The 25,662-nt window shown below is 45.0% G+C and carries 16 protein-coding genes; 11 read left to right on the top strand and 5 right to left on the bottom strand.

What is annotated here, in order from left to right:
• Positions 1–68: 68 nt before the first annotated feature.
• Both HUX74_RS17055 and HUX74_RS17050 read left to right on the top strand, forming a co-directional pair.
• Positions 69–3,083, top strand: coding sequence for a glycosyl hydrolase family 28-related protein (locus tag HUX74_RS17055; protein ID WP_174647074.1), 3,015 nt, complete (start codon positions 69–71; stop codon positions 3,081–3,083).
• A 29-nt stretch (positions 3,084–3,112) separates the two neighbouring features.
• Positions 3,113–6,115: a glycoside hydrolase family 55 protein gene (locus HUX74_RS17050; RefSeq protein ID WP_174647073.1), complete on the top strand. Its 3,003-nt coding sequence runs from the start codon at positions 3,113–3,115 to the stop codon at positions 6,113–6,115.
• A gap of 108 nt (positions 6,116–6,223) precedes the next feature.
• Here the strand turns inward: HUX74_RS17050 and HUX74_RS17045 are convergent, their stop codons facing one another.
• The 5 genes from HUX74_RS17045 to HUX74_RS17025 all read right to left on the bottom strand — a co-directional run bounded on the left by HUX74_RS17045 (position 6,224) and on the right by HUX74_RS17025 (position 14,229).
• Entirely contained in the window at positions 6,224–6,670 is a 447-nt protein-coding gene (locus tag HUX74_RS17045) for a hypothetical protein (protein ID WP_174647072.1), read from the bottom strand.
• 66 nt (positions 6,671–6,736) lie between these two features.
• Positions 6,737–7,837 (bottom strand): DUF6340 family protein, encoded by a 1,101-nt coding sequence (locus HUX74_RS17040; protein WP_044467707.1) that lies wholly within the window; start codon positions 7,835–7,837, stop codon positions 6,737–6,739.
• A gap of 170 nt (positions 7,838–8,007) precedes the next feature.
• Complete coding sequence (secA, locus tag HUX74_RS17035) at positions 8,008–11,343, bottom strand: preprotein translocase subunit SecA (protein ID WP_117964191.1); 3,336 nt, start codon at positions 11,341–11,343, stop codon at positions 8,008–8,010.
• Positions 11,344–11,440: 97 nt separating this feature from the next.
• Positions 11,441–13,009, bottom strand: a complete 1,569-nt coding sequence (locus HUX74_RS17030; RefSeq protein ID WP_117964192.1) for an alkaline phosphatase family protein — start codon at positions 13,007–13,009, stop codon at positions 11,441–11,443.
• Positions 13,009–14,229: a DUF4105 domain-containing protein gene (locus HUX74_RS17025; RefSeq protein WP_131225372.1), complete on the bottom strand. Its 1,221-nt coding sequence runs from the start codon at positions 14,227–14,229 to the stop codon at positions 13,009–13,011. Before HUX74_RS17025 ends, HUX74_RS17030 begins: the two co-directional genes overlap by 1 nt.
• A gap of 505 nt (positions 14,230–14,734) precedes the next feature.
• Between HUX74_RS17025 and HUX74_RS17020 the strand changes: the two genes are divergently transcribed.
• The 9 genes from HUX74_RS17020 (at position 14,735) to pdxA (ending at position 25,662) form a co-directional block, all read left to right on the top strand.
• Entirely contained in the window at positions 14,735–15,466 is a 732-nt protein-coding gene (locus HUX74_RS17020) for a type III pantothenate kinase (protein ID WP_117600440.1), read from the top strand.
• Entirely contained in the window at positions 15,453–16,715 is a 1,263-nt protein-coding gene (locus tag HUX74_RS17015; protein ID WP_117600439.1) for a hypothetical protein, read from the top strand. Before HUX74_RS17020 ends, HUX74_RS17015 begins: the two co-directional genes overlap by 14 nt.
• A gap of 46 nt (positions 16,716–16,761) precedes the next feature.
• The gene (locus HUX74_RS17010) at positions 16,762–18,087 is read left to right on the top strand and encodes a M48 family metallopeptidase (RefSeq protein WP_117600438.1); all 1,326 of its coding nucleotides are present in this window, start codon (positions 16,762–16,764) and stop codon (positions 18,085–18,087) included.
• A 4-nt stretch (positions 18,088–18,091) separates the two neighbouring features.
• Entirely contained in the window at positions 18,092–18,718 is a 627-nt protein-coding gene (lptC, locus tag HUX74_RS17005) for an LPS export ABC transporter periplasmic protein LptC (protein WP_117600437.1), read from the top strand.
• Between the two features lie 4 nt (positions 18,719–18,722).
• Entirely contained in the window at positions 18,723–19,979 is a 1,257-nt protein-coding gene (locus HUX74_RS17000; RefSeq protein WP_174647071.1) for a hemolysin family protein, read from the top strand.
• Between the two features lie 122 nt (positions 19,980–20,101).
• A complete protein-coding gene (locus tag HUX74_RS16995; RefSeq protein ID WP_119961319.1) occupies positions 20,102–22,240 on the top strand; it encodes a peptidylprolyl isomerase in 2,139 nt (712 codons plus the stop codon).
• Between the two features lie 152 nt (positions 22,241–22,392).
• Entirely contained in the window at positions 22,393–23,433 is a 1,041-nt protein-coding gene (rlmN, locus tag HUX74_RS16990; protein WP_117600517.1) for a 23S rRNA (adenine(2503)-C(2))-methyltransferase RlmN, read from the top strand.
• Between the two features lie 70 nt (positions 23,434–23,503).
• Positions 23,504–24,559, top strand: a complete 1,056-nt coding sequence (locus HUX74_RS16985) for a DUF4837 family protein (RefSeq protein ID WP_117600434.1) — start codon at positions 23,504–23,506, stop codon at positions 24,557–24,559.
• A gap of 5 nt (positions 24,560–24,564) precedes the next feature.
• Positions 24,565–25,662: a 4-hydroxythreonine-4-phosphate dehydrogenase PdxA gene (gene pdxA, locus HUX74_RS16980; protein WP_117964196.1), complete on the top strand. Its 1,098-nt coding sequence runs from the start codon at positions 24,565–24,567 to the stop codon at positions 25,660–25,662.

Below are 25,662 nucleotides of genomic sequence, written 5' to 3'. Positions count from 1 at the left end.
ATAGCAGAGGGAGACGTTCTGCTTGACGGCAGAACGTCTTTTTTTATCCATACATTAAAAATAAGACCATGAAGAAATTGAACACGATTATTTTAATTTTGCTGGGGATGATATGTACTCAGTTGTATGCTGTACAATTGAATTCGATTTATCCTCTAAAACCCAATGACTCCGAAGCTTTTTATTTCACTCCCGAGAACTATCCTATAAAGGCGGATGGAAAGATGGATGTATCGGATGCTTTGCAGGCAGCGATTAATCAAGTGAAGAAAGAAAAGAATTTCGGAATCCTTTTTATCCCTGAAGGTAAATATAAAATCAGCAAGACCATTTATATTCCTACGGCTATTCGTTTGATTGGCTATGGAAAGAATCGCCCGGAATTTATTCTGGCTAAGAATTCTCCGGGTTTTCAGGAGGAAGTAGCTGATGATAAAGGAAAAGCTAAATACATGTTCTGGTTTACGGGAGCCGTTGTCAAGGAAGGTGAGAAACCCCGTGATGCCGGTGCCAGTACGTTCTACAGTGCCATGTCGAATATCAACTTGCGTATAGAAGATGGCAATCCGCATGCAGTGGCGCTACGCACACACTTTGCCCAACACAGTTTTATCAGTTATGTGGCCGTATACATAGGTAAAGGCAAGGCTGGTCTGTTCGATGTGGGCAATGAGTTGGAAAACGTTGCTTTTTACGGGGGAGATTATGGCATTTATACGACAAAAGCTTCTCCCGGATGGCCGGTAATGATGGTCGACTCTTATTTTGAGGGACAACGTGTAGCTGCTCTTCGTTGTCAGGAGTCCGGTTTGGCAATGGTGAATCTGTATGCCAAGAATGTTCCGGCTGTATTTGATATTGACCCTAATTATTGCGACAAGTTATTTTTGGAAAACAGCTATTTTGAAAATGTAAGTGGTCCGGCAGTGGTGATTACCAACGAGAACAACAGCAACAATCAGATAACCTTCCGCAATGTATATTGTAAGAATGTACCGACCTTGGCGAAATATACCCGTAGCAATACGGCCACCCATGTTGCTCATAAAATCTATAAGGTAAAGTCATACGACCACGGCTTGCAGATGGATAACATGGTGGATATGCCGGAATATGAAACGTTGGTTGATATTGAACCGATACAGAAGATGCCGGTTGCCCAACTGATGGACATCCCTGCACTGCCTGCAATGGCAACATGGGTAAATCTGCGCGAATTCGGTGCAAAGGGAGATGGGGAAACGGATGATACGAAGGCCATCCAGGAGGCTATTGACAAGTACGATAATATCTATGTGCCCCAGGGCTGGTATCGCATTACCGAAACTTTGAAGATGAAGCCCGATACCAAGTTGATAGGCCTGCATCCTTTTGGCACTCAGTTCCGGCTAGACGAAAGTACTGCTGCATTCAGTGGTTTTGGCGGTCCGAAAGCGATGGTGGAATCTTCGGAAGGCGGTGCAAATATGCTGGTGGGCATTGGTATCAATACCGGCGGTTATAACTATCGTGCTGTAGGTGTGAAGTGGATGGCAAATGCAGATTCTTATATGAATGACGTGAAGTTTGTAGGCGGGCATGGCGGTTTATGGAAACCTAAACCGGGTGTTGAGGAACCACGTGGCCGGTGGAACAGACCGGCTCGTATCAGTTCTCCCGATAATCCGGTAGCGGCTTCGGGCATGGACCTTGCTTGGGACAACCAGTATTGGAGTCTGTGGGTGACCAACAACGGTGGTGGCACCTTTAAAGACATCTGGACAGCAAGCACATATGCCACCAATGGTTTCTATGCCAACAATACTTCTACTCCGGGGCGTATCTATGCCATGTCCATCGAGCATCATGTAAGAAATGAAGTACGTTTCAACAAGGTGTCCAACTGGAAGGTGTATTGCATGCAAACCGAGGAAGAGAGCCGCGAAAGTACCGATTGCCAACCGATAGAGATGGACGACTGCAAAGATGTGACCTTTGCAAACTTGTATATGTTCCGCGTTATCCGTGTCAATGAACCGTATCACAGTTCTGTACGTATCCGCAATTGCGAGAACATCGCATTTCTGAACCTGCATAACTATTCTCAGATTAAATATACGAATAACATTGCAGTGTTCGATGTCAACAAAGACATTGACATCCGCCCGTGGGAACTTTCTCGCTTGATTGTAACCGGAAAAGAACCTCATCAGCAACCGTTAGGCAATGAAATAGGTAAGGTGAACCAATTGGCTTCCGATTTGGAATTTGCCGAAGGCATTGCGCGCGACAGTAAAGGTAACATTTACTTCTGCGACCATCGGATGCGTCGTATCTTTAAGTGGTCGGTAGAGACAAACAGCTTGTCGCTGCTGGCAGATTTCCCGTGGAAACCCTCCAACCTGGCTTTTGATTCAGAAGATAATCTATTGGTATTGTTCAGATATGATGCGCAGCCGGGATATCTGATTAATGGTAAGCCGGAGGAAATGCCGGTAATGCCTGATACAAAAGGTACTTCTTTCAGCGGATATGGTAATTCCGCATATACAATGAGAGTCTACTCCATTGACCCGGAAAATCCGGAAGAGACCATCAAACTGTTGCCGCGTGTTCCGATGGGTCAAGTGAAGAACGTGTATAAGGCTCTTTATCCTTCTAACCGTTGGAGAGACTTCCACGATTTCAATGCGGTGTCGGTCTATGTTCCTGAAATGTGCTTCCTGGCACCGGATGGAAAAACTATCATTCCTCATTATTTCGACTTGTCACGTAGTTCTTCCCTGCTGGAAGCCTATCCGGGAAAGCCTTTCTATACATCTGATGAATATGACCGCAGAATGGTGAAGATGGATGTGGCCAATGACGGCACGCTCTCCAACTTGAGCTATTTTGTGGAGCAGGGCGAATTTGGTTCTGCTGTAGATAAGGAAGGGAACTTGTATGTGGCTGACGGAGAAATATATGTATTTGATAAGGATGGCAAGAAGAAAGGGATGATTCGTGTTCCCGAACGTCCGTCCACATTACAGTTTGGCGGTAAGGATGGCAATACATTGTTTGTCACAGGCCGTTCCAAGTTCTTTGGTGTACGTATTAAATAAGGAAAATCCATATTAAAACAATCTGTGTAATGAGAAATTATCAAATAATGAGATACCTGCTGATAGTCTGTTGGATTATCTGTAATATGTCGTCCGGGTGGGCGGTAGGGGGTGGTTCCGCCTATACGCAAAGACCGGACGATCCGGAAGCATTCTACTTTACCCCGGAGAATTACGGCTTCAAGGCTGATGGAAAGTCCGACGTGACCGATGCGCTTCAAGAGGCAATCAATCAGGTGAAGCGCGAAAAGAATTTTGGGATACTGTTTCTGCCGGAAGGAAATTATCGCATTAGCAAGACGATTCAAATTCCCTCATCCATTCGGCTGATTGGTTATGGGAAGAAACGGCCGGTGATTTATTTGGGAGCCGATACACCCGGTTTCCAGACTACTCAAAATTATATGATATGGTTTACGGGAGGGCTGGCACAAGAGGGCAGGAAGCCTTCGGATGCCGGTGCAGGTACTTTCTATAGTGCGGTGTCCAATGTGGATTTCCGTATAGACAAAGGTAATCCTCAAGCCGTCGCCATTCGTGCGCATTTTGCCCAGCATGGATTTATCAATCATTGCGACATTCGGATTGGTTCGGGAAAAGCCGGCATGTATGATGTGGGCAATGAACTGGAAGACGTCAGGTTCTATGGCGGTGAATATGGGATAATTTCTTCCAGGACTTCTCCGGGATGGCCTATGATGATGGTCGATACTTACTTTGAGGGGCAGAGAAAAGCGGCTGTCTATTCAAAAGAGGTGGGGTTTGCCATCGTCAATATGCATGTGAAGAATACGCCCGTTGCCTTTGAAATGGCAGAGAATCTGGCAGACCGCCTTCATGTGGAGAATTCGTTGTGGGAGAATATTTCGGAAGCCGGTGTCAGGGTAAGCGTAGAGGGAAATACTTTTTCGCAATTGAATCTGGTGAATGTGGATTGCAGGAATGTTCCCGTACTGGTGGACTATGCTCAAAGTGGAAAGAAAGTTGCCGGAAAAGCAAAAATGTACAGAGTCAAGGAGTTTACTTACGGTCTGGTGTATCAGGATTTGAATGATGCTTCTTCTTTCAGGGAAATATGTGAAATAGAGCCGGTGGCAAAACTGCCGGTTCCACTTGGCAAGGACCTTCCGGTTCTTCCGGCAATGGAGACATGGGTCAATATCCGCGACTTAGGGGCAAAAGGTGATGGCGAGACTGATGATACGGAAGTTTTTGAAAAAGCTGTCTCTTTGCATAAAAACATCTATGTGCCCCAGGGGTGGTATCGTCTGACGAGAACGTTGAAGCTGTCTCCCGGTACTAAGCTGATTGGGCTGCATCCTTTTGGGACTCAATTTCTGTTGAAGGAAAGCGAGCCTGCATTCAGTGGTTTCGGCGTGCCTGTGCCTTTGGTTGAATCTTCCGAAGGCGGCGACGACGTACTGAATGGTATAGGTATTAATACTGGTGCGTATAATTACCGTGCTGTCGGCTGTAAATGGATGGCGGGTGAGTGTTCGTACTTGAATGATGTGAAGTTTGTAGGCGGGCACGGCACCTTGCGCAAACCGGCTCCGAATGCTTCCGGACAGTCGTCTTACCGCAGGGGCGAGCGTCGAATTAGTTCCCCGTCTTCTCCGGTCATGGAGACCGGTAAGGATATGGCTTGGGACAACCAGTATTGGAGTTTGTGGATTACAAACAATGGCGGCGGGACAATCAAGGATGTTTGGACAGCCAGTACGTATGCTGCCAGTGGGCTTTATATTAGCGAAACGAAGACTCCGGGACGTATTTATGCCATGTCTTTGGAGCATCATGTCCGTACTGAAGCCCGTTTCCATAATGTGGCCAACTGGAAAATTTATGCTTTCCAGTTTGAGGAAGAAGGTCGTGAAGGGCCTGATTGTTATATGGCAGAAATGTCCAATTGTCAAAATATCGAAATGGTAAATGTGTGGATGTATCGCGTTATCCGTGCCTTTATGCCAAAGAGGATAGGTTTCCGCATATGGGATTGCAAGAATATCACTTTCCGTAATATGCACAATTATACGCAGATATTGCCAGTCATAGAGTTTCCTATATATGATATGAATAAGAAGTTGCCCGTTTATTCGTGGGACTTTGCCCGTCTCACTGTTTCGGGTAGCGAGAAGAGCCTTCGCCCTTCCTGCACGGTCATGGACAAGCCTGTGAAGCTGGCTACCGGTTTTGAACTGGCCTCCGGAGCTACTACCGACAGTAAAGGAAATATCTACTTCTGTGAAAACCGTCTGAAGAAAATCTATAGATGGTCGGCAGACACGGAGCAGATTACTTTGATAGCTGATTATCCCTGGAAGCCTTTTACATTGGCCACTGATACGCAAGACAATCTGCTGGTTATTTTCCGCTATGACCCTCAGCCGGGTTATCTGGTGAACGGCAAGCAGGAAACGGTAGTGCGCTTGCCGGATGATAATCCGATGTACAGTGGTTGGGGTAACAGTGGCTGGAGTGCTTGGGGGTATTCTTTTAATCCGGATAGCGTGGATGCTACGATGAAGCCTATGCCACGTGTTGTTACAGCCGGTATGAAGAATATACAGAAGGTCATTCACCCTTCCAGTCGCTGGAGAGGTGACTTTGACAAGGTGGTTGCCATTATGCCTGAGTATAGTTTTGTCGCTCCGGATGGCGTGACAATTATTCCGGATACCTATGATTTGGGACGTTCTTGTGCTTTGACTGTTACAGTGCCCGGTCAGTCAGAACCGGTTTATATTGTAAATGAGATGAATAAAACGACAGTACAACTTTCCGTTGGTGTGGATGGCCGTTTGACAGAACAAGGAATAATATGTCCTTATGGCCAATACAGTAATGTGACCGATGCTGACGGAAATGTTTATGTTGCTGATGGTGAAATATTTGTCTATGACAAATATGGTAAAGAGCAGAGACGTATTCAGATAGAAGAACGCCCGATTTCCTTGGCAATTGGTGGGAGGCAGAAGGATATGCTTTTTGTTACCACCTCAAGTTCTTTCTATGGGATTAAGATACGTTAGGTATTGGTGTAGGTAAAAAAAGAATTAGCCCCTGCGGTTGTTTTATATCGCAGGGGCTAATTTATTATAAGAAGGTCTCTTTTCCTTATAGGCTGATTACTTGGAATATTATTTTTCCAGCAGCTCTTTCAGAAAAGAATCCAGTTCCTCATCCAATCCTTTCAGTAGCTCCTCATTGACCAATAGAGTATCATCATCCATCAGCAGCAGTTCTGCTATTGTTTCTCTATCGTCATCCACCAGTACAAAAGAGAATGGTTTCAGAATTGTTAGCTTGTCGAACTTTCCTTCATTTTTCATGCTGCAGAGCAGTGAGGACAAGATACGCTCTACATTTTCGTAGAAATCATCTCCCTCGTATGTCATCCATTCTTCAATGGAAGTATTGGCAAGCTCTTCATCTTCATCATCAAAGATAGACAGTTCGCCCGAATTCTGATTCGGTTGCAGATGAATGTCTGTAACGATAGTCTGTTCGCAACCGCAGGTGTATTTGCCGATTGCTTTTTTAAGAGTGTCCTCCAAGAGTGCTAATGACGATTGACTGAGCTTCATAATAACTTTCTTTTCTTAATGGTTGTTCAAAGGTATAAAAAAAACGGTTATCTCTGCATCATTTGACTAAAAATCATCATCAAATCTGTTCATTTGCATGTTCAGGCGTGCCATTCCCTCTTTTCGTTTCTCCAATTCGTCTACATACATGCTGATAAAGATGTAATAGGAGATGGTTCCATCATGTATTTCGCCTGTCTCTTTTTTGTCTGTCTTGCTTTTCTCACGGGCAAGGGTTTGCGCTTTTAATGCCCATTCCAAGGCAGTATCTATGCTGTCTTGCATTTCGTAGCCCAAAGCGGTGTTATAGGCTGCATACATTTTCTGTTTTCCTTTTTTTGTTTCGTAGGTCTGCTTCCAGAGCTCTACTGCTTTACTCCAATTTTCTTCTTTGGCATATACGGCTGCGTCACGCATATTTACAGAACCACCACTGAAGAGATAGCGGTTACCAGTTTTCCAATAGGGGAGTAGATGTCTTACCGGAACCGTTCCTGCAAATTCAGATGCTTGCTTCACCATGTCTTCTTCGCTGATGAGGCGGGAACGTACTGACGCTTCACCATTTCCTGCCTCTTCCCAGAAAATACTGTCATTGCTGTTGACGGTTACCATAGGACCTTTGCGGTTAGGCAAATATATTCTGACGGTAGGATATACCTTTACGTCCACTGTGCCGAGGAACGCACCCCAGTCGGGCATATAACTTATCTTGCGATTGGAACGCATTTGTATGTTTTCCAGGGCTATCAGGAAATCTACGTCCAAATTCTGTGTAAGTTCCAGTACTTCATCCCTCGATAATGTGCTTTCGCGGGGATTGATGTCTTTACTCCGGAGGGCAGAGTCGCATATCACAACCTCTTCAAAGTAGTTTTCGTTGGCAAGGGCCTCTGCAAGAGATTCGGTTGTTATTGCGGCGTCTCCATTGTAGTAGTTGGTGAGGCGTGCCACCTCATTCTCGCTTTTTTTCTGTTCTTCCTCACTGATGATGAGTTTGTTGTCCGGTACGTTTGGCATGTTGTTGACAACAGCCACACGTTTCAGTGTTGCCGGGAAACTGACTTCTGCCGGAAGCATATAATCAATGGACAGTTGTTCTACACTCTGGCAGCTGCCTAACAGCAGAGACCCCATCAATAACAGACAATAGTGATATTTGGTCATAGTCTTTGGTTTTGTTCTTTGGAGCAAAAGTACTCTTTTAGCTGAATATTCAAAAGCTGGAACGAATAAAAAATGTGATAATGTGGTAGGAGAAAAAGTGATAGGGTGATAAAAGATACCTGACGGTATCATCTTATCACCCTATCGCTTTATCATTTTATAGCTTTGATTTATGCATTCCTTCCGTGGCAGTTTTTGTATTTCTTACCGCTTCCGCAAGGACAAGGATCATTGCGTCCTACGGTCTTCTCGGCACGGATAGGTTCGCGTCTTGGTTGTTCACGTGTATCTTGTGCCGCAGCGGCCTGCTGGTTCGGGTCATTCAAATCAACCTTCTGTTCGCGATACTTGCTCATATCCTGGCGTTGTTCCGGAGCAGCCTGGCGCACCTCTACTTGGCGGGGAGCCTGGGGAGCCTCAGGGGCTTCAGCCGGAGCCTCTTGTACCGGGATTTGTCCACGCATCAGGATAGAGATGGTCTGGTTATTGATTTTGTTGACCATTGCATCAAACAAGTTCACAGATTCCAGCTTGTAAATCAGTAGCGGGTCTTTCTGCTCGTAACTTGCATTCTGCACGGAGTGTTTCAGCTCGTCCAGCTCGCGCAGGTTTTCTTTCCATGCTTCGTCGATAACATGCAGCAAGATGGATTTCTCGAATGACTTCACCACCTCCTTACATTCTGTCTCGTAAGCTTTCTTCAGGTTGCAGGAGATGTTGTACATACGTTTTCCGTCTGTGATGGGGATAAGTATGTTTTCGTACATGTGTCCCTGCATTTCGTATACTTGCTTGATGACCGGATAGGCTATCTGTGCCATACGTTCTGTCTTGCGCTTGAAGAGTTCCATGGCAGCGTCAAAAGTTCTGTCTGCCAGTTTTTCTTTCTTCTCATTACGGAATTCCTCTTCGGTGAAAGGTACTTCCATGGCAAGCGTCTGGAGCACATCCATCTTGCAGTTTTCATAGTCGGGTGCTTCGACGGCGTTGGCACAACGGTCCCAAATCATGTTCACGATATCCATACCGATACGTTCGCCCATCAAAGCGTGGCGGCGTTTGGTGTAGACTACTGTACGTTGCTTGTTCATCACGTCGTCATATTCCAACAGACGCTTACGGATGCCGAAGTTGTTTTCCTCAACTTTCTTTTGCGCACGTTCAATGGACTTGGAAATCATGCCGTGTTCAATCATTTCACCTTCTTTGAAACCTAGTTTGTCCATTACACTGGCAATGCGGTCACTGGAGAACAAACGCATCAGGTCATCTTCCAAAGATACGAAGAATACAGAAGAACCCGGGTCGCCTTGACGTCCTGCACGACCACGTAACTGACGGTCCACACGGCGTGATTCGTGGCGTTCTGTACCGATGATGGCAAGACCGCCTGCAGCTTTCACTTCCGGACTCAGCTTGATGTCGGTACCACGACCGGCCATATTGGTAGCAATGGTTACAGCACATTTCAAACCGGCAGTAGCCACAATATCCGCTTCTTTCTGATGCAGTTTGGCATTCAATACACTATGTTCAATCTTACGCATGGTGAGCATTTTGCTCAACATTTCAGAGATTTCAACAGAAGTGGTACCCACCAGTACGGGGCGTCCTGCTGCCACCATTTTTTCTATCTCTTCGATGACTGCTTTATATTTTTCACGTTTTGTCTTGTAAACGCGGTCGTTCATGTCGTTACGGGCAATGGGGCGGTTGGTCGGAATAACCACTACATCCAGTTTGTAGATGTCCCACAACTCGCCGGCTTCTGTTTCTGCCGTACCGGTCATACCGGATAGTTTGTGGTACATACGGAAATAGTTCTGTAATGTAATGGTGGCAAAAGTCTGGGTGGCAGCTTCTACTTTCACGCCTTCTTTGGCTTCGATGGCTTGGTGCAAACCGTCAGAATAACGACGTCCTTCCATGATACGTCCCGTCTGCTCATCCACAATCTTTACCTGACCGTCGATTACCACATATTCGTCATCTTTCTCGAACATGGTGTATGCCTTCAACAGTTGGTTGATGGTATGCACACGTTCGCTTTTGATGGCATAGTTGGTCATCAGGGCATCCTTCTTTTCAAGGCGCTGTTCGTCTGTCAGCTCTGTTTCGTTTTCCAAGGCAGAGAGTTGCGCTGTGATATCGGGGAGTACGAAGAAAGTGGGGTCCTCTACATTGCTACTAATCAAGTCTACGCCCTTGTCTGTCAAATCCACGCTGTTCATTTTCTCTTCGATAACGAAGTACAGCGGGTCAGTCACCTCGTGCATGCGCTTGTTGTTCTGCTCCATGTAGATTTCTTCGGTCTTCAGCATACCGGCCTTGATGCCTTGTTCGCTGAGGAACTTGATGAGTGCCTTGTTCTTGGGCAGGCACTTGTGACTGCGGTACAAAGCGAGGAAGCCTTCTTCCTGGTCTTTCTTATCGTTCGATGCAATCAGGCGCTTGGCATCGGCCAGGTATTGGGTAGCCAGTTTTTTCTGAGCTTCTACCAGACGTTCTACTTGTGGGCGGAGCTGTTCGAAGAGTTGGTCATCGCCTTTGGGAACCGGTCCGGAGATAATCAGCGGAGTACGGGCATCATCAATCAATACTGAGTCCACCTCATCGACAATGGCATAATTATGTTGGCGTTGTACCAGGTCTTTGGGGCTGATAGCCATGTTGTCACGCAGGTAGTCGAAACCGAATTCATTGTTTGTACCGAACGTGATGTCTGCCAGATAAGCTTTGCGACGGGCATCAGAGTTGGGCTGGTGCTTGTCGATGCAATCTACACTCAAACCGTGGAACATGTAAAGAGGACCCATCCATTCGGAGTCACGTTTTGCCAGATAGTCGTTCACTGTTACCACGTGCACGCCGTTACCAGTCAGGGCATTGAGGAATACCGGTAGGGTAGCTACCAATGTCTTACCTTCACCGGTTGCCATTTCGGCAATCTTACCTTTATGTAGAACCACACCGCCGAATAGCTGTACATCATAATGTACCATGTTCCATACAGTATCGTTGCCACCTGCTATCCAATGGTTCTGGTAGATGGCTTTATCGCCTTCGATGCGTACAAAGTCTTTAGTGGCAGCCAGTTGGCGGTCAAAATCGGTAGCTGTAACCACTATTTCTTCATTTTCAGAGAATCGTTTGGCTGTTTCCTTTACAATAGAGAAAGCGGTGGGTAATACTTCGTCCAGCGCTTTTTCATAAATCTCCAATATCTCTTTCTCGATTTTGTCGATTTGGTTGAAGAGGTCTTCGCGTTTTTCCAGTTCGGTATCTTCAACGCTGGCTTTCAGTTCTTCCACTTTGGCGCGTTGTTCGGCTGCCGAATCGTGGATGTAGGCTTTCAGTTCTTCTGTCTTGGCGCGTAGGGCGTCGTTGTCGAGTTTGGCTACTTCCGGGTAAGCGGCTTTGATTTTCTCCACCCACGGTTGTATCTCTTTCATGTCGCGTGTGGATTTGTTGCCGAAAATCGAGCTTAAAAATTCATTAAATCCCATTATATATTTGTTTTTATTATTATTGCTGAGTTAGTTGAGCGTGCAAAGTTACTGATTTCTATACAGATTATCCAGATTTGCACAGATTATTTTAGAATCAAAAGTCGAGGGGAGATGCTGTACTTGCATTAGGGGCGCGGATGCGCATTACACTTGCCAGGGTAGGGGCAATGCGGTCGATACTGATGGGTATACGGATGATTTCAGCCTTCATTCCTCCTCCCAATAAAATGAGGGGAGCAGGAATATCGGCCGTACGTACTACACGGTTATCAATACTATTTTCCTGCATGATAGTCCAGCCCGGAAGTATTTCAATGAGCAAATCGCCAGAGCGCTTGCGGTGAAAACCATTGCGTATACGTTCTATTTGCGGTGACCAGGGGCCCAAAAGCAGGCGATGAGCTGAATATACTTCGCTCACGCCACTGAACTGAACCAGAAATTCGGCAGATTTTTCTTGAATTTCAGTCAGGCTCAGCTGCTTGTTCTCAATAAGTTTATGGTTGAGATAGATTTGTTGGTCATAATAAGCTTCCACATATTGTCCCTCGCCATAGGATGCCATGAGGTACATGTTCAGCAGGGCGGCACAGCGGTTCAGGTAGAATTCACCACCCGGTATCCGATATACGCCCGGGTCGGCAGCTTCCGGGTCGGCATAGCCGGTGGAGGTGATGCAGAAAAGTACGTTGTGGAGCCCAACTTTACGTTCTATGAGCTCTAATAAGGAAGCTATACTACGGTCCAGCCGTACGTAGGTATCTTGCATTTCCATGGCACATTCCTGCGTACTCCGGTGGTTGTAATTTCCTGCGTAGTAAGTCAGCGATAATAGGTCGGGTACGTCATCTTGTCCGATAGTGCTCTTGTTCAGCAGCTCTTCGGTCAGCAGGTTGACTTCCTCGTTGATGAAAGGACTGGTAATCAGGCGGCGAAATTTGTTTGCCCGTTCACCGTCCAGCTTGTATTTGAATGGTTCGTTACGCCATTCGGGCAGAAATGTATAGTTGGTAAAAGGAAGTGCAGGTGTCCATACCATATCCTTGATACGGTAGTCGGGAGATTTCCGGTCGTTGTATTGACTCAGCCACCACGGAAATTCATTATAATAAGTTGTACTGCACCATTTTCCGGTATTGTTATTAAGCCAGAAGGCACCGTTCCCCGCGTGTCCGGCACCCAATATGGCGGCATCGCGGAAAGGCGCAATGGCATAAACCAGACCTTTGTTGCGGGTAGCTATTTTTAGCTCGTCGGCAATGGTGGAGGTCAGTAATTGGGAGGGGGAAGTGCTTTCGTCGGTATAGTTGCCCATGAAGTTGGGGTCTTCTACACAGTCTATGGGGCGTAGTGTACCTGCATCCAGCCACTGCTCTGCAATGATGCCGTTCATGGACGGTGTTGTCCCGGTATAGATGGCGGCAATGGCCGAGGCTCGGTCCGTTCCGCAAAAAGGAAATTCTGCTTGACGGAAGACTTTACCTTCACGCAGTAAGCGCTTAAACCCCTTTTCTCCGTATAAGGACGAAAATGCTTCCATATAGTCTGTACGCAACTGGTCAATGGTCAATGTTACCACCAGCTTTGGGGAGGCAGGCAGCGGTTGGGCTTGCAAACCACTGAATGTAAGTGCGAGTATGGAAGTTATCAGTCCTTTTTTCATTACTTTCGTTTGTATGTCAGAATGAGGTTGCTTGCAGAACGTATCAGCAAACACAGTGCCAAAGGTAATATTGCTGGCGGAATTCTCTGCGGAATTATTGCCCAAAGCCCTATAAAAAGTGTTAAAACTGCAAAGTTAACCAGCATATAGCGGCTTATTTCCCTTTTTCGTACCCTGGATAGCATGAATGGAAGGCAAAAAAGGTGAAATGGATGGAATACAAATAGTATATAATTGGGACTTACTGCCGGATGCTGTGAGAATAGTGCTAAAAATGCCAGTATACATCCAGCCATTCCGGCAACCAAGAAGAGTATGAGGTCCATGCCCCAGAGAGTTTTTCCTCTTCGTATGCCGTAAATGCTGATGCCTGCTACAAGTATCAGTAATAGCGAAGCCGACTGCATCGGTGTGATGCCTCTGCTGACGAAGTCGGCTGGTGTTTTACCCGTTACTACGATTTTTTCTTCTTTGGCAACCAGTGGCCGTGCTTGTCCTTCTTTGTCCACAATCTGCGCTTTATTGAAATACTCCTGCATGTAGAAGGGGACGAACATTGCCAGCCGGCGGTTGATGGGTTCGTCTGCTTTGCTGCCCATGCATAAGTCCATGCCGAAACGTGACCACAAATGGCCTTCACTGTATTTATGCAGCAAATCCCTGAAAGAGATTCCCGTACTGTTATCAGTCATATTGTCAGCGTATTGCAGCGTGCCGTTGATGGCACGTTCTATCTGGTCTCGCGGGCGGGTGGCGCAATTGTCGTAGAAAAAATTGTAGCGGTATACTCGGTTTTCGGGGCGGTAGTTCTCTGTCAATAGTGTTATCAGGCGTTCTTTTTCTTCTTCTGTTAGGTTTAACGTCTGTTGCCAGACATCGCGTCCCAGATAGTTATATTCGGCGGCGAAATGCTCATAATCGGTCACTCCAAGTTGATAATCCGTTTCTCCCAAGGCAAAACGGAAGATGAAGTTAGGGGCGTTGAAGTTGAACATGCCGTAATTGAAGACGGCGTCAATGCCGCGCGTATAGTTCTCGTACCGTATGGCAGTGTGTCCGAATAGGGAATAAATCTCTCCTCCTGCAGCGCAAGTCAGTAGACTGACGCGCACGGAGTCTGTTGCAGCACTCTTTTGCTGTTGTGTCACCTGGGCATTCGCTGCAGGCAAACAGAAGAAAAAGATTACTATATATATATGTATAAGTAGGCTTCGTTTCATGCTGCAAACTTACGGAAAAAACTAATATTATCCCAATTTGTGATGAGGAACTAAAGTGGTTATTCGTGTTATCCCAGTCATCTGTGTCCGAAGAATCTTTTTTAATTATGAACTTGATACAATTCTTGATTCGCATTATTGGCTGTTTTGAATCAACTGCCAAGTACGAGCGGTAAGTGTTTTCTATTTACAAATGATATAGGTGAAAGAATAGTGGTATATTGAACCTGGTTTAGCCGTATACTGAATGCCATTCAATCGTATACTGAATAGGGATCGGTCGTATACTGAATGTAATGCATCTCAACTATATTGATAATCAGGTGGTTGTGGTATGGCGTTGTGGTTTTAATAAATCTCAACAAATTATTGGAGTGGCATTGTGCTTGTTTGGTACGGATATGAATAAGAATTCTTGTGCGGTTGCTCTTCTAATAAAGAGGTAGTTTCTGCTGAATTTCAATATTAATGTTATATCTTTGCGCCGCTAAATTTATGCAATACGGTGAATCTCATTATTGATATAGGAAATACAATTGCCAAGATGGCGGTGTTTGATGGTGGACGTATCGTAGAGGTGGTGTATGACTCCAATCTGACGTTGGAACGATTGCCTGAAGTGTGCCGTACATATACGATTGAAAAAGCGATAGTGGCTACTGTCATTGATTTGAGCAGAGAGGTGTTGTCGCAACTGGAAGGTATGGCTGTTCCCATTCTGTGGCTCAATGAAAAGACTTCTCTTCCGGTAGAAAACCTCTATGAAACTCCCCGGACGCTGGGGTATGATCGTATGGCGGCGGTGGTAGGAGCCAATGAGCAATTTCCTGGCAGGGATATACTGGTGATTGATGCCGGTACTTGTATCACTTATGAGTTTGTCGATGCTGCTGCCCGCTATCATGGCGGGAATATCTCTCCCGGCCTGCAGATGCGTTTCAAGGCGCTTCATCAGTTTACCGGACGGCTTCCAATGGTGACTCTTGAGGGGCGGATGGTGCCCATGGGGAAGGATACCGATACGGCTATCCGTGCCGGAGTACTGAAGGGTATTGAATATGAAATTTCAGGTTACGTTACGGCTATGAAGCATAAATATCCTGAACTTTTGGTTTTTTTAACGGGCGGGGATGATTTTTCTTTTGATACAAACTTAAAAAGTATCATCTTTGCAGACAGATTTTTAGTGTTGAAAGGATTAAATAGAATTTTAAACTATAATAATGACAGGCTATAGACAAACACTGTTAGTGCTCTTGCTTACGATATTATCAGGAGCGGCAGTCGCTCAAAATAATACGAATTCTCCCTATACACGATATGGATATGGACAGTTGTCTGAACAAGGCTCAAGTAACAGCAGGGCGATGGGTGGTATTGCCTATGGTTTACGAGACAAGTACCAGACTAACTTTGCTAATCCGGCATCCTATACGGCGGTAGATTCGCTGACTTTTATCTTTGATGGAGCAGTCTCTCTACAGAATACAAACCTCAGTAACGGCACTCTGAAACAAAATGCCAAGAATTCCAGTTTTGATTACATCACGATGCAATTTCGTGCAAGTAAATGGGCTGCCATAAGCTTGGGGTTATTGCCTTATTCGAATGTGGGATACAGCATGGGAGAGTACCGGGAAGATACGGAATTCCCAGACAAATCTACGACGGTAAGCTATTCGGGAGAAGGAGGTCTGCACCAGCTTTATTTAGGTGCAGGCTTTAAAATAATTAAAAATCTTTCCGTCGGTGCGAATTTTTCGTATCTTTGGGGAGATATAACAAGAACCGCTGCGGAAACCTTTCCGTCCAGTTCTAGTGTATTTCCTATTACAATACAGTCTAATGTGGCTGTAAAGAGCTATAAATTGGATTTTGGAGCACAGTACACCCACCAGTTTGGAAAAAAGCATGTTGCAACATTGGGAATCGTATTTTCTCCGGGGCATGATTTGAGCAACGATGCGTACGAAGTTACGCAGACTGGCAATAGTAATACGGGAGTTACCTCGGTAACAAGGGACACTATTGTTACTTGCGGCATTCCAACAACATTTGGAGCAGGTGTGACATACGTGTACGACGATCGTCTGACGGTGGGAGCGGATGTGATGTTTCAAAATTGGAGTAAAGTGAGCTATATGAATAATGACGAGGCGTTTTGCGACCGTGGAAGAGTATCCGTTGGTGCAGAATATCTGCCGAATCCTATGGGACGAAGTTATTTGTCTCATGTGAAGTATCGTTTGGGAGCTTATTACTCCAAGCCTTATTATAAGATAGACGGTGTACGTGCCGCTGATGAATATGGCATTACTGCCGGTTTTGGATTACCTATACCGAGAACCCGTTCCGTATTGAGCCTTTCTGCGCAATACGTGCGAACCAAAGGAACCCAAGCTGCGTTCTTGAACGAAAATACATTGCGTATTTGTATCGGAGTAACCTTTAACGAACGCTGGTTCTTCAAGCGTAAAGTGGATTAATGGAAATTGAATAGACAAAAAATATAACAACTAAAATTTAAATACAATGAAAATTAAGACGCTTGTGGCTGTCTTGCTCCTTTCGGGTGGAGCGACCAGTACTTTCGCACAGACTGAAAATTGTAATTCGAACAGTAGTATCTCTCATGAAGCAGTGAGAGCTGGTAACTTTAAGGATGCATACGCTCCTTGTATGGCTGTATTGAAGGATTGCCCTACACTGCGGTATTATACATTTACAGATGCTCAGAAGATTTTAGTGGGTTTCTTGAGTCAGATTAAAGATAGAAATTCTGCTGATTATAAGAAGTATTTTGATGAGCTGATGGATGTGTATGACTTGAGAATGAAGTACATTCCTGAATTTGTTAACAAGGGAATGAAGGGGGTGCCGAGTGTAGCTGATGCTTTGGGTGCCAAAGCAGTGGATTATCTTCAATTTGCTCCGACTCCGGACCTTAATACAGCTTACAATTGGCTGAAAGAATCTGTCCAAGCAGAAAAGGGCGGCTCCAAAGGTGCGGTTTTACACTATTTCTTGGATGTTTCTATGCAGAAGGTAAAGGCAGATGACAATCATACTGACCAGTTCTTCCAAGACTATATTGATGCTTCCAAGTATGCGGATGATGCTATCGCAGCTGAGACCAAAGAGGCAAAGAAGGCAAACCTGCAAACTATCAAGGATAATTTGGTAGCTATGTTCATCCAGAGTGGTGTGGCTGATTGTGAATCTTTGCAGAATATCTATGGCCCTAAAGTAGAAGAAAATAAGACAGACTCTACTTTCTTGAAGAAAGCATTGAATATTTTGAAATTGATGAAGTGTAACGAAAGTGAAGTTTATTTCAAGGCTTCTGAATACATGTATCAAATTGACCCGACTGCCGATGCTGCTGTAGGTGTAGCATACATGTACTATAAAAAAGGTGACTATGACAATGCCGTGAAATACTTTGACGAAGCATTGGCTAAGGAAACCGATAATGACAAGAAAGCTGAAATGGCATATGCCACTGCTGCTGCTTTGATGCAGGCTAAGAAACTTTCTCAGGCAAGAGCATATTGCCAGAAGGCTATTAGCTTTAAGGAAAACTATGGTGATCCTTATATCTTGCTGGCACAGCTTTACGGTTCCAATCCTAATTGGACTGACGAGCCAGCTCTGAATAAGTGTACTTACTTTGTAGTAATTGATAAGTTGCAGAGAGCTAAAGCGGTGGATCCTTCAGTTACAGAACGTGCTAACGAGCTGATTAGTACTTATTCCCGTCACACTCCCCAGGCTAAAGACCTCTTTATGTTGGGTTACAAAGCTGGTGACCGTATCACTATCGGCGGATGGATAGGTGAATCTACAACTATCAGATAAAACTATGTTGCTACAACTCATCAACGTTGTTTATCATAAAAATGCGAGCATAACCATTGTCTTTGGGGCAATGGTTATGCTTCTTTTATTTTCTTCATGTTCCGGGAAGAAGAAGGAGCTGGGCGATGCCATTACCGAGCGTGATTCTATGGCGGTGATGGACACCCGCGGGGTGACTACGCTAGTGTCTGATTCCGGTGTAACACGTTACCGCATCAATACGGAAGAGTGGCTGGTCTTTGACCGGAAGAATCCTCCATACTGGGCTTTTGAAAAGGGGGTCTATTTGGAAAAGTTTGACTCTATCTTCCAAGTGGAGGCAAGTATCAAGGCCGATACAGCCTATTTCTTTAATAAGGAAGAGTTATGGAAACTGATGGGGAATGTGCATATACAGAATTTGAAAGGTGAGCAGTTTGATACAGAGTTGCTGTATTGGGACCAGCGGACACAAAGAATTTATTCGGATGAGTTTATCCGTATCGAACAGCCTGACCGTATCATTACGGGACATGGCTTTGAATCCAATCAGCAAATGACTGTTTACACGATTCGCAAGCCGGAGGGCATCTTCTATGTTGACGAAGAGGCTGCCGCAGCAGATAGCTTGCAGACTGATACCATAAATTGATAAAATGGATACCGTTATTTTTTTATTGATAACCATGGTTTTCTCCGCTTTCTTTTCAGGAATGGAGATTGCCTTTGTTTCCGTAGATAAACTGCGCTTTGAGATGGAAAGGAAGTCAGGCGTCACTTCCGGTATCATTTCCTATTTTCTTCGCAACCCGAATAACTTCATCTCGACCATGCTGGTTGGTAATAATATCGCGCTTGTCATTTATGGTATCTTGATGGCACAAATCATAGAGGTGAATCTTCTTGCCGGAATTATTTCCAACCATTTTGTAATGGTGTTGGTGCAGACTATAATTTCCACTCTTATTATTTTGGTAACCGGTGAGTTCTTGCCGAAGACTTTGTTTAAAATCAATCCCAATCTGATGCTGAGGGTGTGTGCCATTCCTTTATTTATATGTTATGTCATTCTGTTTCCTGTTTCAAAATTTGCATCGGGATTGTCGTATCTGTTCCTTCGGATATTTGGGATGAAAGTAAACAAGGAAGCGTCGGCCAAGGCTTTTGGCAAAGTGGATTTGGATTACTTCATCCAGTCGAGCATAGAGAATGCGGAAAGTGAAGAAGAACTGGATGCAGAGGTAAAGATATTCCAAAATGCGCTTGATTTTTCGAATATAAAGATACGCGACTGTATTGTACCGCGTACAGAGGTGGTAGCTGTAGATCTGACCACCACATTGGAAGAATTGAAATGTCTTTTTGTGGAGTCGGGTATTTCTAAAATCATAGTATATGATGGAAATATAGATAATGTGGTGGGATATATTCACTCGTCGGAAATGTTCAGGAATCCGGTAGACTGGAAGAATAACGTGAAGGAAGTGCCTATTGTACCCGAAACGATGTCGGCTCACAAACTGATGAAACTGTTCATGCAGCAGAAAAAAACGATTGCTGTAGTGGTGGACGAATTTGGTGGTACGGCAGGCATCGTTTCTTTGGAGGATTTGGTGGAAGAAATTTTCGGCGATATTGAGGATGAGCATGATAATACGTCCTATGTATGTAAGCAGCTGGGTGAACGTGAATATGTGCTTTCGGCCCGTCTGGAAATAGAAAAGGTAAATGAGACTTTCGGGCTCGACCTGCCGGAATCGGACGATTATCTGACAGTGGGCGGTCTGATTCTGAACCGTTATCAAAGTTTCCCGAAGCTGCATGAAGTGATTGAAGTGGATAATTATCAGTTTAAAATAATCAAGGTGACAGCTACTAAAATTGAGTTGGTAAGACTGAAAGTCATTGAATAATTTCATTTAGGCGTAATTTTTTAAAGAATAAATGGATGCGTATTAGCATTTTTTGTATCTTCGTGCGCTAAAATGAACATGTTAGGAAAATAATAATAAACAAATAAATCATATTAACTAAAATGGCAACATTACAAAACATTCGGTCTAAAGGACCTTTATTGGTGATTGTTATTGGTTTGGCGCTGTTTGCTTTCATCGCAGGTGACGCGTGGAAAGTGCTTCAGCCACACCAGTCACAAGACGTTGGTGAAGTGAACGGGGAGACAATTTCCGCTCAGGATTTTCAAGCATTGGTAGAAGAATATACAGAAGTTATCAAGTTCTCCAGTGGCAACAGTGCATTGAGCGATGAACAAACCAACCGAATCAAAGATGAAGTATGGAGAACATACGTCAATAATAAACTGATTGAAAAAGAAGCTAAGAAACTTGGCTTGTCTGTATCTAAGGCGGAAGTTCAGGCTATCATTGATGCCGGTGTGCATCCGATGCTGCAACAGACTCCGTTCCGTAATCCCCAGACCGGTGCGTTCGATAAGGATATGTTGAAGAAGTTCCTAGTAGACTATTCCAAGATGAACAAGGCACAGATGCCTTCCAATTATGCAGAGTATTATGAGTCTATGTATAAGTTCTGGTCTTTCCTTGAGAAGTCTCTTATCCAGGCTCGTCTTCAGGAAAAGTATCAGGCTTTGATTACGAAATCTCTCTTCTCCAATCCTGTGGAAGCTCAGGATGCATTTGATGCAAGAGTGGATCAGTCAGACCTGTTGCTTGCAGCAGTTCCCTATTCTTCTATTGTTGATTCTACTATTGTCATCAAGGATTCTGACTTGAAAGCTGCCTACGATAAGAAGAAAGAGCAATTCAAGCAATATGTGGAAACCCGTAACATTAAGTTTATTGATGTGCAGGTAACTGCAAGTGCAGAAGACAGAGCTGCTCTCCAAAAGGAAATGGAGGAATATACGGAGCAACTTATTGCCAATCCTTCTGACTATACTACCTTCATCCGTTCTACCGGTTCCGAAACTCCTTATACAGACTTGTTCTACACTACTAAGTCTCTGCCCGCTGATGTGACTGCCCGTTTGGACTCTGTTGCGGTGGGTGGTGTGTTCGGACCTTATTATAACGTATCGGACAATACTCTCAACTCTTTCAAGAAATTGGCTACTGCTGCCATGCCGGACTCTATCGAGTTCCGTCAGATTCAAGTGGTTGCTGAAGATGCTGAAAAGACGAAGACTTTGGCCGACAGCATCTACAATGCTATTAAGGAGGGTGCCAGCTTTGCTGAAGTTGCGAAAAAATACGGTCAGACCGGTGAGCCTACCTGGATTTCTTCTGCTAATTACGAAGGCGCACAGATTGACGGTGACAACTTGAAATATATTACTGCTGTCACTACTTTGGGACAGAACGAGCTGACCAACTTGGCGTTGGGACAGGCAAATGTCATTTTGCAGGTAACCAACAAGAAGGCTGTCAAGGATAAATATAAGGTAGCCGTTATCAAGCGTCCGGTAGAATTCAGTAAGGAAACTTACAGTAAGGCATACAATGAGTTCAGCCAGTTTATTGCTGCAAACAATACTTTAGAGAAAATGATTGCCAATGCGGAAGATGCTGGTTATAAGTTGCTGGATAGAGCCGACTTGTACAGCTCTGAACATGGTATCGGTGGTATCAGAGGTACCAAAGATGCTTTGAAATGGGCGTTTGAGGCAAAAGCCGGTGAAGTTTCCGGTTTGTACGAATGTGGCGAGAGCGACCATATGCTGGTAGTAGGTGTTGCAAGTATTGTTCCTGAAGGCTATCGCCCACTGGCTTTGGTAAAAGACCAGTTGAGAGCTGAAATTCTCCGTGACAAGAAAGCAGAGAAGATTATGGCTGATATGAAGGCTGCCAATGCAACTTCGTTCGAGCAGTATAAGAATATGGCAAATGCTGTCAGTGATTCTGTAAAGCACGTTACTTTCTCTGCTCCTGCCTATATCCCGGCATTGCGTAGCAGCGAACCTCTGGTAGGCGCATACGCTTCTATTGCCGAAGTGAACAAGCTGAGTGCTCCTATCAAGGGTAATGGTGGTGTATTCGTTCTGCAACCTTATGCAAAAGAGAAACTGAACGAAACATTCAACAAGGAAACTGAAGAGGATAACTTGGCCAACATGCATGCACGCATGGCAAGCCAGTTCATCAGTGACTTGTATCTGAAAGCCAACGTAAAAGACCAACGTTATTTATTCTTCTAAGAATAGAAAAAATATATTGAAAAGCCGTCCGGTACTTCCGGGCGGCTTTTTCATTGTCTGTACATTTCATTTTCTACACTCTCCGTTGTCTTTGTGCAACTTTATTCCTACCTTTGCATTCTTGAAAGAGTTTTGTTTTAATGAAAAACGATATGCAGAAACGACCTCTATTGGGCTTGACGCTCTCTGAATTGCAGAATGTGGTGAAGAATCTGGGAATGCCCGGTTTCTCTGCCAAGCAGATAGCTTCCTGGCTGTATGACAAGAAGGTGATTTCTATAGACGAAATGAGCAATCTTTCGTTGAAGCATCGGGAATTGCTGAAAGAAATCTATGAGGTAGGTGCCAAAGCGCCGGTAGATGCCATGCGCTCTGTAGACGGTACGGTGAAATACTTGTACCGGGCAGGCGAGGGACATTTTGTGGAAGCTGTCTATATACCCGACGAAGACCGGGCTACGCTTTGTGTCTCCTCCCAGGTGGGCTGCAAGATGAACTGTAAATTCTGCATGACCGGCAAGCAGGGTTTTACCGCCAATCTGACATCTAACCAGATTATTAACCAAATCAATTCGTTGCCCGAAAGGGACAAGCTGACCAATGTGGTAATGATGGGTATGGGTGAACCACTTGATAATCTGGACGAGGTATTGAAAGCGCTGGAAATAATGACCGCCTCTTATGGGTATGCGTGGAGTCCCAAGCGTGTTACACTTTCTTCTGTGGGACTGAAGAAGGGCTTGCTGCGTTTTATTGAGGAATCGGATTGCCACCTGGCTATCAGCCTTCATTCGCCGATACCTTTGCAACGCCGCGAGCTGATGCCGGCAGAGAAGGCGTTCTCCATCACGGAGATTGTAGAATTGTTAAGAAACTATGATTTTAGCAAACAGCGCAGACTATCTTTTGAATATATTGTTTTCAAAGGAGTGAATGACTCGTTACCGTATGCAAAGGAACTTCTGAAGCTGCTACGCGGGCTGGACTGCCGGATTAACCTGATTCGTTTTCATGCCATACCTGGGGTGAATCTTGAGGGAGCCGATATGGAAACCATGATTGCGTTCCGTGATTATCTGACTTCTCACGGTCTGTTTACCACTATACGGTCATCGCGTGGAGAGGATATATTTGCCGCTTGTGGCATGTTGTCCACTGCCAAGCAGGAGGAGAATAAAGAAGAATTAATATAAATTATTAACTTAGGTAGGGAGGATATTACGCATTCTTCGTAGCTTTGTGAAAAACTAAAATGATAGAGATATGAGAAAGCACTTGTTTTATTTAAGTATGGTTCTCGTACTGACACTTTTTTCCGCCTGCGGTGGTGGTAAAAAGGGTGTGTTTACTCCGACCTCCAGCGGTCGTGCGTATGAAGTTCTGGTAGTGGTGGAGCCCGGCTTGTGGGAACGTCCTGCCGGTAGGGCGCTTTTCGATGTGCTTGATTCTGATGTTCCGGGGCTTCCCCAGTCAGAACGTTCATTCCGAATCATGTATACTGCCCCTTCCAATTATGATGCCACTTTAAAACTGATTCGCAATATCATTATTGTCGATGTGAACAAGGATCTCTATACCCAGCCTAAATTCAAGTATGCAAGGAATGTATATGCCGCTCCTCAGTCTATTCTCACTATTCAGGCGCCGGACGAGGTTTCGTTCGAGAAATTTGTGGAGGAGAACAAGCAGGTAATCATCGATTTCTTTACCCATGCGGAAATGAACCGTCAGATTTCAGTATTGAAGGACAAGCATAGCGACTATATAGCAACGAAGGTGAAAAGCCAGTTCGATTGCGATGTATGGGTGCCGGGCGAACTGACATCTACCAAGGAGGGGGAGAACTTCTTCTGGGCAGGTACGAATGCGGCTACCGGTGATCAGAACTTTGTAATCTACTCTTATCCTTATACGGATAAGGATACGTTTACTAAAGAATATTTTGTTCATAAACGCGATTCTGTGATGAAAATCAATATCCCGGGTGCCCAAGAAGGTATGTATATGTCGACGGATTCTCTGATGACCGATGTACGTCCCATCAGTGTGCAGGGAGACTATGCACTGGAGGCCCGCGGCTTGTGGCGTGTGAAGGGTGATTTCATGGGTGGTCCGTTCGTATCGCATGTACGTTTGGACAAAGCCAATCAGCGTATAATTGTATCTGAAATATTTATTTATTCACCTGATAAAATGAAACGTAATCTGGTACGTCAGATGGAGGCTTCGCTCTATACCTTGAAACTGCCCGGCAGTAAGCAGGAAGGTGAGGAGATTCCGGTAGGTGTAACCGCAAAAGATACTACTAATAATAAGTAATAAAAATGGAAGATAACAAAATAAGAGTCGGCATTACACAAGGCGACATTAATGGTGTAGGGTATGAAGTGATTTTAAAGACGTTTGCAGACCCGGTGATGCTGGAATTGTGTACGCCGATTATCTACGGTTCGCCTAAAGTGGCAGCTTATCATCGTAAATCATTGGACTTGCCTGCTAACTTCAGTATCGTCAACTCCGCTTCCGAAGCGGCTCCCAATCGCTTGAGTGTAGTGAACTGTACGGATGATGAAGTAAAGGTTGAGTTTTCTAAACCTGACGTTGAAGCTGGTAAAGCTGCACTTGGTGCACTGGAAAAAGCCATTGAGGAATATAAGGAGGGGATGATAGACGTGATTGTCACAGCTCCCATCAACAAGCACACCATCCAGTCGGAGGAGTTCGCCTTCCCCGGACATACGGAGTATATAGAGCAGAAATTGGGAGATGGCGAGAAGGCCCTTATGATTCTGATGAAAGATGACTTCCGGGTAGCATTGGTGACCGGACATATTCCCGTTAAAGAGATAGCCGGAAGCATCACCAAAGAACTGATACAAGAAAAACTGAAGATATTCAACCGCTCCTTGAAGCAGGATTTTGCTATCGGCGCACCGCGTATTGCAGTGCTTTCACTGAATCCGCATGCAGGAGACGGTGGATTGCTGGGAACTGAAGAGCAGGAGATTATCATTCCGGCCATCAACGAAATGGCTGCTAAGGGTATGCTTTGCTATGGTCCTTATCCGGCAGACGGGTTTATGGGCTCAGATAACTTTATCCATTTTGATGGTATCCTGGCCATGTATCACGACCAGGGGCTGGCACCGTTCAAGGCATTGGCTATGGACGAGGGCGTAAACTATACTGCCGGCTTGCCGGTGATACGCACTTCGCCTGCTCATGGAACGGCCTACGATATCGCCGGGAAAGGAATTGCCTCTGAAGATTCGTTCCGGCAGGCTATCTATGTGGCTATAGATGTGTTCCGTAACCGCCAGCGTGAGAAAGAGGCACATGCAAATCCGCTGCGCAAGCAATATTACGAGAAACGTGACGATAGCGACAAACTGAAACTCGATAGTGTAGAAGAAGATTTGTAG

Source organism: Bacteroides sp. Marseille-P8574, from assembly GCF_902825465.1.
Lineage (GTDB): Bacteria > Bacteroidota > Bacteroidia > Bacteroidales > Bacteroidaceae > Bacteroides > Bacteroides uniformis.
The sequence above is the reverse complement of the archived record's forward strand: the minus strand, read 5'-3'. Positions and strand labels throughout refer to the sequence as shown.

Excerpts from the sequence above, each read along its gene's own strand:
- HUX74_RS17055 (WP_174647074.1), top strand. The coding sequence starts at position 69 with ATGAAGAAATTGAACACGATTATTTTAATTTTGCTGGGGATGATATGT.
- HUX74_RS17050 (WP_174647073.1), top strand. The coding sequence starts at position 3,113 with ATGAGAAATTATCAAATAATGAGATACCTGCTGATAGTCTGTTGGATT.
- HUX74_RS17045 (WP_174647072.1), bottom strand. The coding sequence starts at position 6,670 with ATGAAGCTCAGTCAATCGTCATTAGCACTCTTGGAGGACACTCTTAAA.
- HUX74_RS17040 (WP_044467707.1), bottom strand. The coding sequence starts at position 7,837 with ATGACCAAATATCACTATTGTCTGTTATTGATGGGGTCTCTGCTGTTA.
- secA (WP_117964191.1), bottom strand. The coding sequence starts at position 11,343 with ATGGGATTTAATGAATTTTTAAGCTCGATTTTCGGCAACAAATCCACA.
- HUX74_RS17030 (WP_117964192.1), bottom strand. The coding sequence starts at position 13,009 with ATGAAAAAAGGACTGATAACTTCCATACTCGCACTTACATTCAGTGGT.
- HUX74_RS17025 (WP_131225372.1), bottom strand. The coding sequence starts at position 14,229 with ATGAAACGAAGCCTACTTATACATATATATATAGTAATCTTTTTCTTC.
- HUX74_RS17015 (WP_117600439.1), top strand. The coding sequence starts at position 15,453 with ATGACAGGCTATAGACAAACACTGTTAGTGCTCTTGCTTACGATATTA.
- HUX74_RS17010 (WP_117600438.1), top strand. The coding sequence starts at position 16,762 with ATGAAAATTAAGACGCTTGTGGCTGTCTTGCTCCTTTCGGGTGGAGCG.
- lptC (WP_117600437.1), top strand. The coding sequence starts at position 18,092 with ATGTTGCTACAACTCATCAACGTTGTTTATCATAAAAATGCGAGCATA.
- HUX74_RS17000 (WP_174647071.1), top strand. The coding sequence starts at position 18,723 with ATGGATACCGTTATTTTTTTATTGATAACCATGGTTTTCTCCGCTTTC.
- HUX74_RS16995 (WP_119961319.1), top strand. The coding sequence starts at position 20,102 with ATGGCAACATTACAAAACATTCGGTCTAAAGGACCTTTATTGGTGATT.
- rlmN (WP_117600517.1), top strand. The coding sequence starts at position 22,393 with ATGCAGAAACGACCTCTATTGGGCTTGACGCTCTCTGAATTGCAGAAT.
- HUX74_RS16985 (WP_117600434.1), top strand. The coding sequence starts at position 23,504 with ATGAGAAAGCACTTGTTTTATTTAAGTATGGTTCTCGTACTGACACTT.
- pdxA (WP_117964196.1), top strand. The coding sequence starts at position 24,565 with ATGGAAGATAACAAAATAAGAGTCGGCATTACACAAGGCGACATTAAT.